The sequence below is a fragment of the Lacticaseibacillus boliensis genome, assembly GCF_054784775.1.
Window position 1 is genome coordinate 1 of the sequence record NZ_BAAIHN010000045.1, and the last position, 15,402, is coordinate 15,402.

Annotated in this window: 11 protein-coding genes and 2 pseudogenes; 3 read left to right on the forward strand and 10 right to left on the reverse strand. The window is 50.9% G+C overall.

The annotated features are described in order from the left end of the window. Window positions 1–250: 250 nt before the first annotated feature. From ACYVRB_RS12985 to nagA, 7 genes are all read right to left on the reverse strand, one after another. Entirely contained in the window at window positions 251–1,258 is a 1,008-nt protein-coding gene (locus tag ACYVRB_RS12985; RefSeq protein ID WP_461215867.1) for a hypothetical protein, read from the reverse strand. Between the two features lie 185 nt (window positions 1,259–1,443). Continuing rightward, window positions 1,444–2,862: a helix-turn-helix domain-containing protein gene (locus ACYVRB_RS12990; RefSeq protein ID WP_461215868.1), complete on the reverse strand. Its 1,419-nt coding sequence runs from the start codon at window positions 2,860–2,862 to the stop codon at window positions 1,444–1,446. A 28-nt stretch (window positions 2,863–2,890) separates the two neighbouring features. Next, window positions 2,891–3,289 (reverse strand): hypothetical protein, encoded by a 399-nt coding sequence (locus ACYVRB_RS12995; protein ID WP_461215869.1) that lies wholly within the window; start codon window positions 3,287–3,289, stop codon window positions 2,891–2,893. A 322-nt stretch (window positions 3,290–3,611) separates the two neighbouring features. After that, window positions 3,612–5,057, reverse strand: a complete 1,446-nt coding sequence (locus ACYVRB_RS13000; RefSeq protein WP_461215870.1) for a helix-turn-helix domain-containing protein — start codon at window positions 5,055–5,057, stop codon at window positions 3,612–3,614. Between the two features lie 22 nt (window positions 5,058–5,079). Continuing rightward, window positions 5,080–5,709, reverse strand: a complete 630-nt coding sequence (locus ACYVRB_RS13005; RefSeq protein WP_461215871.1) for a hypothetical protein — start codon at window positions 5,707–5,709, stop codon at window positions 5,080–5,082. Between the two features lie 11 nt (window positions 5,710–5,720). After that, on the reverse strand, window positions 5,721–6,269 hold the full coding sequence (locus tag ACYVRB_RS13010; RefSeq protein ID WP_461215872.1) for an alcohol dehydrogenase: 549 nt from the start codon (window positions 6,267–6,269) through the stop codon (window positions 5,721–5,723). A 707-nt stretch (window positions 6,270–6,976) separates the two neighbouring features. Further along, entirely contained in the window at window positions 6,977–8,134 is a 1,158-nt protein-coding gene (gene nagA / locus ACYVRB_RS13015; RefSeq protein WP_461215873.1) for an N-acetylglucosamine-6-phosphate deacetylase, read from the reverse strand. Between the two features lie 306 nt (window positions 8,135–8,440). Here nagA and ACYVRB_RS13020 point away from each other — a divergent pair, with 306 nt between their 5' ends. Continuing rightward, a complete protein-coding gene (locus ACYVRB_RS13020) occupies window positions 8,441–9,832 on the forward strand; it encodes an amino acid permease (RefSeq protein WP_461215874.1) in 1,392 nt (463 codons plus the stop codon). A 135-nt stretch (window positions 9,833–9,967) separates the two neighbouring features. Here ACYVRB_RS13020 and ACYVRB_RS13025 read toward each other — a convergent pair whose 3' ends face one another. Beyond that, window positions 9,968–10,345: a hypothetical protein gene (locus ACYVRB_RS13025; protein ID WP_461215875.1), complete on the reverse strand. Its 378-nt coding sequence runs from the start codon at window positions 10,343–10,345 to the stop codon at window positions 9,968–9,970. A 628-nt stretch (window positions 10,346–10,973) separates the two neighbouring features. Here ACYVRB_RS13025 and ACYVRB_RS13030 point away from each other — a divergent pair. Further along, window positions 10,974–11,677: pseudogene (locus ACYVRB_RS13030) on the forward strand (transposase). A gap of 113 nt (window positions 11,678–11,790) precedes the next feature. Here the strand turns inward: ACYVRB_RS13030 and ACYVRB_RS13035 are convergent. Then, on the reverse strand, window positions 11,791–14,889 hold the full coding sequence (locus ACYVRB_RS13035; RefSeq protein WP_461215876.1) for a CAP domain-containing protein: 3,099 nt from the start codon (window positions 14,887–14,889) through the stop codon (window positions 11,791–11,793). A gap of 61 nt (window positions 14,890–14,950) precedes the next feature. Here ACYVRB_RS13035 and ACYVRB_RS13040 point away from each other — a divergent pair. Further along, window positions 14,951–15,189 (forward strand): annotated as a pseudogene (locus ACYVRB_RS13040) (transposase); the annotation flags it as partial. On the opposite strand, the gene ACYVRB_RS13045 reads toward ACYVRB_RS13040, so the two are convergent. Next, the coding region (locus ACYVRB_RS13045) for a hypothetical protein (protein ID WP_461215877.1) at window positions 15,173–15,402 on the reverse strand (230 nt) is incomplete at its 5' end. The pseudogene ACYVRB_RS13040 and the gene ACYVRB_RS13045 overlap by 17 nt on opposite strands.

The window sequence follows — 15,402 nt, forward strand, 5'->3', positions numbered from 1 at the left end:
CGTGATGGTTTTCGTCGACTCAACCTTAGCATATAGGCGCACCCAATGGGTGAAACACCAAAGCAGCGCAGTCCCGTGTGAATCATGGGATTGCGCTGCTTTTTTGAAATTCTATGAATAATCCAGGGTGAATTACTTTATGTCTTTATATTAGCGAATATTCCGGCCTAAAAAATTCATCTTTATATAAAATCATTTATCAAATCTGGAAAGTATAGTCCGTTAAAGTTATTGTGTGAACAAATACAAATCATTCGTTCGGGTTAATGCCTGCTTGGAAATAATAGATTTGGGTCGTTGCCGGTTGCGCAGAATCCGCTGTCAACGTGAGTGCTGGATAGCTTGTCGGAGCCGGCCGGTATGTGCCGTCGTCATTACGGACATATGCGGTGTAGCCGGCTTCTGCTGGCACTGTATAAGTCGGGATGGTTGCGGTGGTCGGGGCCCAGTCGCCATATTTGCTGTGTGCGGCAATGGTGCTTTCATAATAGTCGCGGGTGAATGTTTGCGTCTGCACATCAGGCTTGCCTGGGCGGAAGTCACCGTTGACGACAAACGTCTTTTCAAAGATGCGATTCAGCGTCCGCGACATGTCTGTGACGTGATGCGTTGCTGGCGGATAAGTCGTCCACTTCTCAGTAGAGACGACCACGGTGTAAGTCGTGGTTTGGTCAGCGGCTGGGAAAATAATGCTGGAAGCGTTAGCCGGTACGTCGTTGGCGGTGATGGTCTTGCCTTGTGCGGCAAACACCTGCATCGTCGTTTCATACGAGTTGTAATCCGAAGCAGCCAATGCCGTCCCCGGCGTCCCGGTCCACGGCTGCGTGTACAAGACAGCGTTGTTGTGATCCCCGTCGACGTACTGGACATTCACGCTGCTCTGGGCAGTTTTAGTCGGTGTCGTGGTCGCCGGGATGTCGTCTTTAGTCGAATCCCACTTGAAGCCTGAATAGACCTTGCCTGCGGTGAAGATTCCGCTGTAAGCTGCTTCCTGATAATGAGTGACCCCACTGGTCAAATCACTAACCGTGTTGCGGGCAGCCTTGTCGGTGCTGGCATTGTCCACGTATGTCGTCTGACCGATATGGGCATCGGTTCCCCACCAACTGCTGATGCCGGCGACTTGCGTGTCATCGTCTTCGTAATAGTAGCCGTTGATGCACGTCGCCTGCGTCGTCTGTTGACTAGCGGCGATGCCACCGATCAACACAGCCCCGAACGTGGTCACCAACGCTAACCCAACTTTTCGTGTGATCATAAGCTCAACCCCTTTGTTTGTGATAACTTTGTCTACACTGATTAGTGTAGCAATTGCAATTTCGGGGTTGCGCCAGCATCCATAAATCTCATTATTTTTTTGGAGATTTTGATCAATAAAACTATACTTTTATTAATTACCCTATACGTTTGAGAGAAAACGATAAGCATTATTCTGTCTGTCGGTCATTGGCTGGCGCGCTGGTGTGAAGAATCCTGGTGGGCCTTGGCAATCAACTGATTGACGACCTGTTCCCGAAACGATGGCACCGCCACGGCGTCGGTGAACCAGGTGATATCCGGATCCGCATCTAGCGGCATATCGCCCACGCCAATGCACAAGTCGGCATCTTGTGACTCGACCGTCTGGGCGATCCACGGCACACAGTTAATGAAGCCGGCCATGTCTTCATAACCTTCTGACGCCGGCTCCATGCTCAGATGCACGCGCACCGGGGCAACTGGCGCCACCACGCACAGCTCAGCGGCATGGCGGGCAAAGGCTTCGGCATGCGCAATCAGCGCGTCAAAGCCGGCGTCTTCTGGCAGGGTTTCCAACACCTGTTGCATCTTGGCGACCTTCATGGGATCGACAGCGACTTCGTCTGGCGCCACGATTTCTTGGGCCTGCGGATACGGTCCGCCACATACCAGATACCCGAACGTCAGCCGCATCAGGTTCAATTCCTGGGCGTCGGTGAGCGTCACCGGGATCACTTTTTCTAACTCGGCGACCACCGTCAGCACGCTCGGATCAGCAAACAGCGTCATCTCCGCTTTGATGTCTTCTGGAGTGCGTAACATCTCGTCAAAGCGCGGCTGGCTGACTTGATAGAAGTTATAGCCAAGCATGTCTGCATAAGTGAACGGTGGGGTGTAGGTCCCTTTGCGGAAGCCTTGTTGGTTGACTGCCCGCCCGAAGCGCTCTAACAGCGGGGTCATTTGCACAGGATGGTTTTTGGCCAAGCGCAGATGACTGATGGCCAAGAACACCTGCATCTGGATCTGCGAAACCGGATGTTCGTTCATGATCCCAATCAGGCTGCATTCATCGTGCAGCCGTTTGCGCGTAATCGTCTTGAACGGCCAGTAACTCCCGCGATGAGACCACCAATAGAAGGCATACAAGAAGAAGCAAATGTTGAGCTCGTTACCGCTGAACGCAAGCTTGGCCAAACGAAATTTGACCCCGTAGCGCGCCATCAAGTCGTTGGCGGCGCGCAACTTGCGTGTCATCGTCGAGCGGCTGACGAATTCTTGGGCTTCAAACTGTGCCGCCGTCGGATTCGTACTCGTCACGGCGTAATCGAGCAGGCGATACATCAAGCTGTTGCGCACCAGATATGACCGGTACGCATCTAAGCCCAGCGGCAGTGTTTCAGCGTCAAGAATCTTCTTGCGCGCCTTGGTCTTGGACAGGCCAGTCAGCATCACAATGTCGCTCAGCATTTCTTGAAAAACGTTGTACACCGGCTGATAAGTGTTATGCGTGAGATCGGCCAAATCAACGATCGTCACCCGTTGCACATCAGAGCGTGCCAAAGTGCTGTACAGACGATATTTGAGTTGATCAGCACGTTCCATGAATACATCGGTAAATTCCATCGTTGAGGCCTCCTTCCGGCATCATCACTTAGTAACTTGTCGTCGCCTGATTGGTGTTGACCAACCACGCATCCCGCATCGGCCAGCCATCGAGCAGCTCGCCTAAGGTAACCGCCCGCATGTCGCTAGCATCAACGGCATTATCAATAAAATCACGCACCTCTGCCGCCGGTACCCCGATCTGGATGGTTGTTGAAGCAGGAACCAGCGGCTGTAGCGTCGCCACATCCGCTCCAGCAACCGTCACTACGATCACCGGTTGCAGTTGTTTGGCATAAGCGTCGGCAACGAACGCATCAACTTGTGCGACCGTCACCGGCAGCTGCGCTGAACGCGCCATTTGGGGAAACAATAACCGCGCCTCGCCGCCATCGCTTCGCCAAAGTGGCGACGTTGCGGTCTTTTTCCGTTTTGGAAACCACTTCACGACGTCCCACCTCCTTGTGCGCAACTGTTTTCTATATTTCGAATATATCGTACTGAGAATTCTGTGCTGTGCGTCTTTTATAAAAATCAGTATAAAAAAATGGTGTGGAAAATCACGCCATTTTACTTATCGATATTATTTTTATTTGAAAATAAGCATTGGGAAATCGATACCCCGCCGCAACAAGGAATCAGTTGTGTCTTGTCAACCAAATATTAATAATGTAATTATCATGCACTGTTTACATTTGTAAGCCGAAGCACGGCTCGGCGCAAAAAAAATACGCCACATTCCACAAAACGAATGTCGCGCATCTTAAAATTCAACATACCTGGGCTTCTTTTTCACATTTGTGATCGTGTTCTGCCATCAAAGTCGCGATCAAACTCTCTTGGTACGGCCGCAACTCGAGGGCATTGGCGTACCACATGAACGCGGACTCACCTGCATCAGCTTCATCACCGGTCGCGATCACCAAGTCGCTGTCATTGCCAGACACCGTCGCGATCCAAGGCACACAGTTGACGAAGCCGGATAACACCCGGTAACCTTCCGTCACCGGATCGATCGCCAAGCGCACATGCAGGCGATCTTGGCGGTCGTCTTCTGGCAGCGCCGGAGTCACCAGCCGAGAAACCGAATAAGCGAAGTGGTCGACATTGTGGTGGAAACCAGCAAACGGCGTCGTTTCCGGCAGGGTAGCGACGACTTTTTTGACCAGCATGATCAGCTTGTCGCTGGCGCTTTCGTGGCCGCCGCCGATATAATCTTGCCCTTGCGGAAAAGCCCCGCCGGCCATCACGTAACCCGCGACCAACCGCAACAAGTTGAGATAGAGATCATCATCGAGGTCGCCGGCACCACTGTCATGAAGTTCTGCAATTAGCGCGTCGCTGACCGTTGCCACGGTAGGATCGGTCAACAGCGAGGTCTCGATCGCGGCGGTTTGCGGTGCGCGCGTACGAACGTCAAAGCGTGGCTGGCTGACCTGGAAGAAATTGAACGCTGCGTCGTCCAACCAGGTGAAGGGTGCCCGCAGGCTCCCTTGCCGCAACTGTTGGGTGTTGATCATTGCTTCGAAGTGTTCTAAGTAGTCGCTCGCTTTGAGACGAGCGTTTTTGGCCACCCGCAGATGACACAATGCCAGAAAGTAGAGTTGTTGCAACTTAGCCAGCGGCTGGCTGGTGCCAATGCTGATCAGGTTACGCTCGGCCGCCACGTCTGCGCGCTTGACCAAGCTGAACGGCCAAGACACGCCGCGATACGCCCACCAATAGATCGTGTAGAGACAATACCGAACGTTGAACTCCGGCCCTGAAAAAGCAAAGCTGGCCAGCCGCAACTTCACGCCATACTGCGCCAACATCCGGTTAAGCGGTTTGATCTTGCGCGTGATCGTCGAACGGCTGATATATTCTTGTTCACAAAACTGGTTGAGACTCGGATTAGGCTGTTGCACCACGTAATCGATAAGCCGGTAAACTACCCCTTGTTGGACCAAGTAAGCACGATACGCGTCGAGGCTCAACGGTAGCTTGTCCGCCGCCAGTAACGCCGCACGCACGGTTTCTCGCGGTTTCTTCGTCAAGCCGACCAGGTCATCCAGCAATTCTTGAAAAACGTTATAGATTGGCTGGTATTTACCGTGTGACAGCGTCGCCAGATCAGTGATCGAGACGTCTTTCACGTATGGGCGCGCCAGCAATTGATACATCTGATACTTCAATAAATCTGCACGTTCAAGAAAAATTTCCGCATAATCTTGCACTGCCCGTTCCCCCTTTGTCCCCCTAGTTCCTCAATGCAAATTCACCGCCACGTCCTTTCGGCTGATTGTGCCAGCCGCTAAACTTCACGATATCATCCGTTGGCAGAGGCACCGCGAGCATGCGCGACGCCACTGCAACATCCATCGCGTATGCCGCCATCGTCGCGGACTGCCGCATCGGCCAGCCGTCCAACAGTTCCCCAACTGTTGGCGTCAAGCGCTGACCACTGACCGTCGTGTTGGCCAAGAAATCATACAGCACCCCAACCGGTACCAGGATGGCCACTTGTTGGCCGCGACCTTTGATTCCATGCGCAAGCTGATGCAAGATGCTTGCGTTGATCTCGCGGCGATCCACCACCAGCAAATACATTGGTACCAATCCTTGTGTGGTCATTTCTTCGGCAAATCCCAGTACCTCTTCACCCGTCAACGGCACCGCCGTCGACCGCGCCGGTAGCACCAGTGGCGTTAAGGCCAAGTCTGAACGAAGATCACGACATTCAAGCTGCCAATAATAAGGCTGATCTTCGACACTTGGGGTCAGCTGTAAGATCTGCTTACGGGCCATTTCCGGAAGCACCTTGAGCACCTTGGCGGGCGTCAAGGTACTTGCCGGTTGCAAGCCTTGTTTTTGCCACCACCATCTCATCGCGGTGCCTCCTAACTCTTGCGCTCGGCCACAGCAGCTAACACCCGCTTCAGGCTGCGCGAATCCGGCGCTTCACTGAGTTGGCGCTGGACCTCAGGCGTCAAGTACCGCTCTTCAGCTTCGCGCCGCGCCGCGACCGCATCAGCGTAGTTCACAAACATCTGGTTGAGCACATAATGCCCACGCAACATCAACCGTGCCACCCAGTGTGCAGAGGCCTTGTCGAAAGACACCCCCGGCACCCCAGAACGGTTATTGCGCCGCTTGATCAATGATGCCTGCAAGTTCACGCCATTGCTGATGCCAAACCCATCCCGCGTGCCAATGTTGGCCACAAACGCCGGATTTTTGCGTGCATTGATGATGCTGACTTCGCGCCGCCAGCACCCGCAACTGCTTGTGCTACCGTGGCGCAGGCGATAACCGTCTGTCACGATCTCGTTACCACAGTCGCAAACACACCGCCATAACGCATTGCCGTTATGTTCATCGCGCCCGGCATAAGCCTCGACCACCAGGCGTCCGTAACGCCGACCCACCATATCGATTCGCTTCGTCATACCCATACCACTCCTTATGAAATCGCGGCCGACCCCCATCAACCGTGAATAAATTTTTCTATAATCAAAATATAATCCAAGAGCGGCAACCGTGACGTGCACGTTTTATAAATATTTCTATCCGCAAATGGACTGGCAACAATTCACGGGGACAAATTCTTGTTATTGTTTAGATGCATCCCCACAAAGGTATAGCCTTTTTGTGACGGTGCTGAAGCTGAAACTGGTTATGTGCCAATTGAGTCTGGTCAAGGCGAGTCGCACGCGTCCTTTTCGCCGTCGTCGCGCCGCAAAGGCGATTGCGCCCTGCGATACCCGGTATCTGCGTGTTGCCGCGGATTGTTGCTGGTTGAACGATTTCGCAGATTGCCGTTAGTCAATTAACTGTAAAAATAATCCAAAATATTCGCAACAGTCAAAAAAGATGGCGCCGTATGATGACGTCAGATAGTGACCATACAGGTGTCGAGACACCCAAAAAGCCACCGCAACGCGGTGGCTTCAGGCGTGATGCTTTGATTTAGGTTTTTGTGTGGTGTGGTGCAGACGTCGCTAAGTGCGCGCCACTCCGCTTTGGTTTTCTTCGTCGAGCTACACAAAGCAACGGCGGGCTGATTAAGCCGTCTCGGTCACGTGCAGCTTTGCCGCACGCACCCAAGCCGTCTTAACCTCCTGCCTAAAACCGCTTTGTTCCGCTCTGGTTTTCTCTAAGCCTGATACCGAGAAACCCCATCCAAGTAGGTTTCAGACAGGCTCATGTCTTTGTTCAAGACCAAGAAGTCTGCGTCGCGGCCTGGTAAGATGCTACCGCACTTGTCGTCGATCTTGGAAGACTTGGCTGGGACGTAAGAACCCATCATGATGGCTTCTTCAGGGGTGTTGTTGTTCCAGTCGACCACATTCTTGATGGCGTCGTTGAGCTTCAGAATCGAGCCGGCGAGGTTGCCGCCGTTCTTGAGGCGGGCGGTGCCGTCTTTAACGATTACTGGGAATTCACCCAACATGTAGTCGCCTTCTGGCATCAAGCCGGCAGACATGCAGTCAGTGATCAAAGCGATGTGTTCTGGCGTCTTTTCACGGATCAAGGAAGCCGCCACTTCAGGACGCACGTGATGACCGTCGCAAATCAGTTCATCGTCGACTAAAGACAAGAACATTGCGGCACCAACCATGCCGGGTTCGCGGTGATTCAAGCCAGACATCCCGTTGAAGGTGTGGCAGAACACGGTCGCACCGGCTTCGATGCAGGCCTTCGCCTGTTCGAAGGTAGCGCTGGAATGGCCTAATGCCACAGCCTTGCCGTCTTGGGCCATGTGCTTAACGAATTCAACGGCACCGTCGCGTTCTGGTGCCAAGGCCATCTTTTGCAGCAGGCCTTTGGCAGACTTTTGCCATTCGTCGTATTCTTCAATAGAAGGATCGCGGAAATACTTCGGGTTTTGCGCGCCCTTGTGTTCTTCGGTGAAGAACGGGCCTTCAAAATAGATCCCTTGAATCTTCGCACCGGTTTCTTCGCCTTTGTGTTCGCCAATCGTCTTGCAGACGGCGTTCAATTCATCAAAAGGACCAGTCAAAGTCGTTGGCAACCAAGAGGTGACCCCGGTCTTCAACAAGCCTTCTGACATGGCGTTGAGACCTTCCCAGTCGTTGTCCATCACGTCGTGGCCAAGAGAGCCGTGGATATGGGTGTCAACCAGGCCTGGCGCGATCCATTGGTCGCCGTAGTCCTTGATGTCACCTTCTGGCTTTTGACCATAAGATGGGGTGTAGTCGCCGAATTTACCGTCATCGGTAACTTCCAGCCAGCCACCGTTTTCGGTGGTGTTCTTCAGGAAAAACTTGTCCGCATGGATGTAGTAGCTCATTACATGATCTCCTTCATAGACATTGACATTCTTCAACAGTCTCAGTGTAGCACGAAACAGGCTAGTGGTCTAGGCCAAAAATCGTCATGCGTCCGTCTCTGTCATAATTGTACCCATCCGCCCAACTGAGGTCGAAATTATTAGACGTGAATATTCTTCATCTAATTCTCGATAAATTTCATAGGCTTCACCTCAGCCCCGTCACACCGCGCTTTTGCCGGTCTTCCCCGCTGCCACGCGCTTGCTCGCCTTTCACGTAACGCTTACCATAATCACCAGATACTTTTCAGAAAGCGGGACGCATAAATGGCTACTAAACAAAACGCTGACGGCACCAAACGAGAATTAACCAAACGACATGTTCAGATGATCGCCTTAGGGGGCACCATCGGCACCGGGTTATTCCTCGGGGCGTCAAATTCGATTATGAAAACCGGCCCGTCAATCTTGTTGGTTTATCTCGTGCTCGGGATCATTTTCTTCCTAATGATGCGTGGGATCGGTGAGCTGATGTATCACGATCCGGAAAAACACACCTTCATCTCATTCATTGGGAAATACCTCGGTGAAACCACCGGCTACTTTGCCGGCTGGACCTATTGGCTGGGCATCATCTTCGTGGCGATGGCGGAGTTGACCGCGGTTTCCAAATATGTTCAGTATTGGTTCCCGAGCTGGAAAACTTGGGCGATTCAAATCGGGGTCCTGGTCATTCTCGTCAGCATCAACCTGATCGCCGTTGGCCTGTTTGGGGAAGCGGAATTCTGGTTTGCCATGATCAAAGTCACCGCCATCATCGTGATGATTCTCGTCGGCTTAGCGATGGTCTTCATGAACTTCAAGACCCCTATCGGCCACGCCTCTTTCAGTAACATCACCCAGCACTTCTCGATGTTCCCGCACGGCGTCATGAGCTTCGTGGCGGCCTTCCCGATGGTCTTCTTCGCCTTCCAAGGCATGGAATTCATCGGCATCACCACCAGCGAAACCCAAAACCCGCGCAAGGTTTTGCCGAAAGTCATTAACGAGATCATCTACCGGGTGTTGTTGTTCTACATCGGTGCGATCGCCATCATCATGGCCATCTACCCATGGAACAGCCTGGATCCAACCAAGAGCCCCTTCGTGCAAGTCTTCCAGCTCGCCGGCCTCAAAGCCGCCGCGGCTGTGATCAACTTCGTGGTTCTGACTGCCGCGGCTTCTGCGTTGAACTCCTACATGTATTCTGCCGGCCGGCACTTCTATCAGCTGGCGTTAGACTCCAAGAACAGCAAGTTCATGAGTCATTTCCGCAAGATCTCTAAAACCGGCGTACCGGCACGCGGCATCTTGTTTTCTGCCGTGTTGGTCTTGATCGGCCCTATCTTGAACGCCTTGCCGCAGATCAACGACGCCTTTGCGTTTATCGCCAGTGTCTCGTCTGATTTGTACATTATCGTTTATCTCTTGACCATGTTGGCACACCGCAAGTATCGGGCCTCTGTCGATTTTGATCCTGAAGGCTTCTTGATGCCAGGCTATAAACTCACCAGCCCGCTGGTGATCGGCTTCTTCTCCCTCATCTACATCAGCCTGTTCTTCACCGGTTCTAATGCGATCTGGCCGGCGATTGGCGGCCTGGTTTGGACGATCGGCTTCATGACCGTCATCAAGCTGTCGACCCGCAACACCGCTGTCAGCGTTAATGTCAACGATTAAAAGGCTATGACAAAAGGCGGTTTTGGGTCTGACTGGTAGCCTAGTCAGGCTCAGCCTTTTGGAACGTAACTCTGCTGGGCACATTCAAGCGCAAAAACAGGGCTGACCATCGCGGTCAGCCCTGTTTCGTTGCGTTCAGCACACCCCTGTGCGTTGCGCATATTCTAGCGTTAATTCATCGGCTAAGCGCGCGACCACCCGATCACGCGGGAAGAATTGCAGCTTTTCAGGACGAGAAAGTGCCCAGTCGGTGCGCCCGTATTGCGGCGCCCGGCGACTCAGTTCTGCTTCATCGTAGCCCAGCTCATCAGCCAAGCCCCACAAGCGGCGCAGCTGCGCGATCCGCAGTTGACTCGTGTAGTGACCAATCACCAACACCGCCGCCAACCATAGCCCATAAGCAACCATTCCTGCCACGCGATCACTGAACACCAGCGCGATCAGCTCATGTAAAATTCCTAGACCAAAAATCAAAATAATCAACTGTATCGTTTTTAATGTACGCCGTCGCATGACAAACACCTCCGACACATACCATACACGCCAACCACCGCAGGGACAAGCAATGTGACAATACTGTTAGTTCCAAACGAAAGCACCGTGCCATCGCGATTCACTGGATCAACAATTTTTGATGTTGGAAAATGATCCCTCTAAACCGCTGAAAATTGCAGATACAAACGTTAAAGTACAGGATACACGCCAGAGCTTTCATGGTAAGGGATCTAGTATCTGGTGGTTCGTGCTATAAGCTGCTATATACGCTTGCACGCTGTCCTCAGTGTGGTTTTGAGGCCCTACATCGCAATCGCGAGCTCACACATATCCACGTTGCTGATCCAACTGACCAACCTGTGGTCTTAGAACTGAAAAAGCAGCGCTGGCGCTACGCGAACTGTCATAATACTCGCACAGCAAGGGCCCCAGTGGTTAGGCCCAACCATGCAATTGGGCACTAGCTGGCAATGCACACTGTAAGGCTCACTAGTAGGTCATTAACCGAGAAGAACATCGCTACTTTCACGGGGAATTTCAACTAACTCAGTTCAACGAATTCCAGATGCTAATATTCACCCACACGCTAGTCGCATACTCCCCACAAATCTGTGCTTTGATGAATTCAGATCCACAAAAAACGCCGATGTCGTTCATCTGTATTGACGCCGATACACATAAGATTGTTAAGATCTTTGGCGGCCGTCTGAATAAGGAAATCAAACAGTTCTTCGTCAATCAATACAGCTTTTCGGACCACGCTACGGTCAGACATGTGGTGATGGACATGAACGCTTCGTATCAGCTCATTGTCCATGACTATTCCCCAGTGCAATCATCATTATCGACCGTTTCCACATCGTTCAGCTGATTGCGCGGGCAATGGATCAAATCAGAATCCAATGTCTGAAGTGGCTAAACGTTCATTCGCGTGAACATAAGGTGCTAAAGACACTTTGGAGGTTGTCACATAAGGTGCACCCAGTGCTAAACATTCCCATTATCTGTTCGGCCTCAATGAATACTCAAAAAAACGCCATTGATCGGAGCATCAGTATTTCGACCACATTCAAAACTGCCTACGACACTTACCTTGCAATTCATGACGCGCGAATAGGCGGTCATTACCGTGAAATCAACGGGTTGATCATAACATATCAGCCCAACGGAACTGTCTTAGATACTGCCATGACAACGCTACACAAGGATCTCCACGGTATCATTATCGCAACGAAGTTATCGTACTCCAACGGTCCCATCGAAGGCATCAATCACAAGATCAAGGAACTCAAGCTACATGCTATGGCTTCTCCAACCAAGCCAAAATGTTCAAGCAAACCTACCAGATAATGCCTAGTGCGAACCAGTCAATCATCTCGAACAATAAAAAAAGGTTTCTCATCTCTGAGAAACCTTCAAAGGATAGAAATTATCCTTCAACACCATATGAAAAATTTCCATTGTTAGTTACGTTTCTTCGTCTTGAATCCAAATCCTAGGCCGAGCAGTGCGATGAGTGCCGCCCCAAGCGTGGCCAGGGCATTGTTACTCTTGTCACCGGCTTGCGGAAGCGAATCATCATTTTGGGCTTGTACGTCTGATTTAACATTGGTTTCATTGTTCTGTGTTTGTTGATTGCCCGTTACGTCAATTGCCTTGTCCATGTCTGCAGGTGAGGCATTTACTGCAAGTGGTGTGTTTTTTGACGTTGTTGTGTCGGCTACTGTTGCTTGGTTGCCTGCGTTGGTATCTGGCTTGTCGGTGCCTTGGTTGCCCATGTTGGTATCCGGCTTGTCAGTGCCTTGGTTACCCGTGTTGGTATCCGGTTTGTCAGTACCCTGGTTACCCGTGTTGGTATCCGGTTTGTCAGTACCCTGGTTGCCTGTGTTGGTATCCGGTTTGTCAGTACCCTGGTTGCCTGTGTTGGTATCCGGCTTGTCAGTTCCCTGGTTACCCGTGTTGGTATCTGGCTTGTCGGCGCCTTGGTCGCCTGTGTTGGTATCTGGCTTGTCAGTACCCTGGTTACCCGTGTTGGTATCTGGCTTGTCGGTGCCTTGGTTGCCTGTGTTGGTATCTGGCTTGTCGGTGCCTTGATTACCCGTGTTGGTATCTGGCTTGTCAGTTCCCTGGTTACCCGTGTTGGTATCTGGCTTGTCGGCGCCTTGGTCGCCTGTGTTGGTATCTGGCTTGTCGGCGCCTTGGTCGCCTGTGTTGGTATCTGGCTTGTCGGCGCCTTGGTCGCCTGTGTTGGTATCTGGCTTGTCAGTACCCTGGTTACCCGTGTTGGTATCCGGCTTGTCAGTGCCTTGGTTACCCGTGTTGGTATCTGGCTTGTCAGTAGGATCTACATACTTATTGGCGATGACCGCCGCTAAGTGGTTCTCAGCAGCAGTGAGATTAAGCTCGGAAATTGCAAGACCAGCCTTTGCTGCACCTAGGGTCTTGTTCTTAGCAGCCAATGTTGCTTGGGCTTGTTCCAAATCCTGCTTGGCTTGCTTCACTGCATCAGTAGCATCGCTGAGAGCTTGTTGCAAGCTTGGTTGTGCATCTTGTAATTGGGCTAGCTTGCCTTTAAGATCAGTGATTTCCGACTTCAACGCTTCAGTCTGCTTTGCCAACTCAGGTAGGTTCTTGTTCTGAATGGTTGTGAGCGTTGATTGTGCCATGCTTAGTGCAAGTTCTGCACTTGAAGTTGCACGGTGCGCAGCAGAAAGATTGGTTGATGCTTCGCGTTTCTTTGCATTTGCCGCATCAAAGTTGGCCTGAGCTGCGTCAAGCGCCGTTTTGGAAGTTTCGACAGCTTCGGTCGCAGCTGAAAGCTTACTTGTATCGTCTTTAAGCGCTTTTTGAGCGGAATCGAGTTTTGCTTGGTCATCTGTGAGCTTGTCGTTCAAAGCCTTCACGCTATTTTGGACGCTAGTGAGATTAGCCTGTGCTGCTTCCAAAGCCGTTTTAGCAGTCGTAAGAGCGTCATCTTGTGATACTAATTGGTCTTCTGTGTAGTATTCAAATTTGATAAAGTCGAGTGGCTTTGTAGCGCTAGGATTTGTGTATTCCTTGTTGGCCTTTTCAAGATCTTCTGCACGGTTGGCAGTGAGATCTAACACATTAAAGGTGATCGCATATTCAGTCCACGATACGCCATTATAGGTGACGTTTAGTGTCTTCAGACCGACGCCAACATCGCCATTAGCCCATAACATATTTGCACGGTGCCCATAGTTGTCTTCGACATTATTTGACTCATCGTACCAGGACATAACCATGTTGTAGGCCATTTCCTGGTCCGAATAACCACTACCCAGACCAAGGTTTTCGTATGTATCCCCACTACCATCGTGATTCTCAGGATCTTCTGGAGTCTGAGCATCAGCACGCCCTTGAGAGAACTTATCCATGTCCGCTGTTTCAGTAAGTGGCGGAAGACCATTTAGTGCACGGAGTTCGTTGACATATTGAATAACATATTTGCGCACGTTTTCGGTGTTCGGTGCGTAACCTAGGTTATAGAGGCCAGTCGCAACGTTTACGTTCTCATCCTTGAACTTGGAATCAATCGATTGCTTGACTGTTTTGGTTCCAGTAAAGGTGGTGTTAGGAAAGCTGCTCTCAGTCATAGCACCAGCGGTGTATGGATTACCAGAATACTGTGGCTCAGCCTCATTGGTATTCTTTTCGGCTGTTGTAACATCTGCTGTCGCCTTCGTTACAGCATCCTTGGCGCTCGATACTTTGCCGTTTGCTCGTGTAAGTTGAGATTTATCATCATTCACGGCTTGAGTAGCAGAACTTACGCTAGCCTTATCTTGATTAACGGTTGTCTGAGCTTGAGATTGTGCTTGGACTGCACCGTTATAGTCGCTTTGAGATTGGCTCACCTTGTTTTGGGCGTCAGAAGCTTCTTTAGTTGCAGCGTCGGAGCTTGATTGTGCTGCATCTTGCGCGGTATTCGCCTCATCGACTTTGGCTTGGGCATCGGCAACGGCTTTTTGAGCATCAGCTTCGCTAGTATCAGATGAGTTGAGGATCTGCTGATTAGCTTGAACTTGGTCTTCCTTGGTCTGAATCGTTGTTTGCGTTTCTTTAATATCATTGGTGTTGCTGTCCAAAGCTTGCTGTGCTTTTTCAGCATCAGCTTGGGCATCAGTCACGGTTTGGGTCATATTATCAGTTTCAGTTTGCGCAGTATCGAGATCTTTCTGCGCAGCAGAGACGACTGTAGTATCTTTATCGACTTGATTCTGTGCGGTAGTAACTTGGTCCTTGGCTGCCTGAACGTTTGCTTGATACTCGCCTTCAGAAGCAGGTGCTTTAGTATCAGATGCTGAAGATGGTGTTACACTTCCCACCCCATTGGTATTTGTGGCAGAAGAGTTAGAATCAGTCGAAGCGTGAACCTTTACGGAAGTTGCTTGCTGAGCACCCAGAAGCGCCAGTGCCGTCATGCTGACGTACAGTAGTGGTTTGACATTTTGCTTTTTCATTATTTGTTCCTCCCTGTGACCTATATTAAGAGTATATTCCTGATTTCGATTGGTAAAAGTCATATCATAAGTAATCACGTTTATATTCCAAAGATGGAATCTAATCATTGACGTTTTATGAGGGATTCATTTCCCTCTCAAGCTCAAAAGTTTGATCATAACTTATGAGACCAACGGAACTGTCTTAGATACTGCTATGACAACGTTACGCAAGAATCTCCGCTGTGTCATTCACGTAGCGAAGTTATCGTACTCCAACGGTCTCATCGGAGGCGTCAATCACAAGATCAAGGAACTCAAGCTACATGCTATGGCTTCTCCAACCAAGCCAAAATGTTCAAGGAAACCTACCAGATAATGCCTAGTGCGAACCAATAGCCTGATCAAGTACGACTATTTGGTTCGCATTAAAATTGGATGTGGCCCCGTCACTACCCAGCCAATCATCTTGACCAGTAAAAAAAGGGTCTACACTTTCTGGTGTTGGAGAAATCCAACGCCGAGAGTGTAGGCCCTTTTTAAAATGACAAATTAAAAGGACACCTACAAAGCTACCCATGCTATGCTCTAAGCGTCGAAACCAAAAGCTAG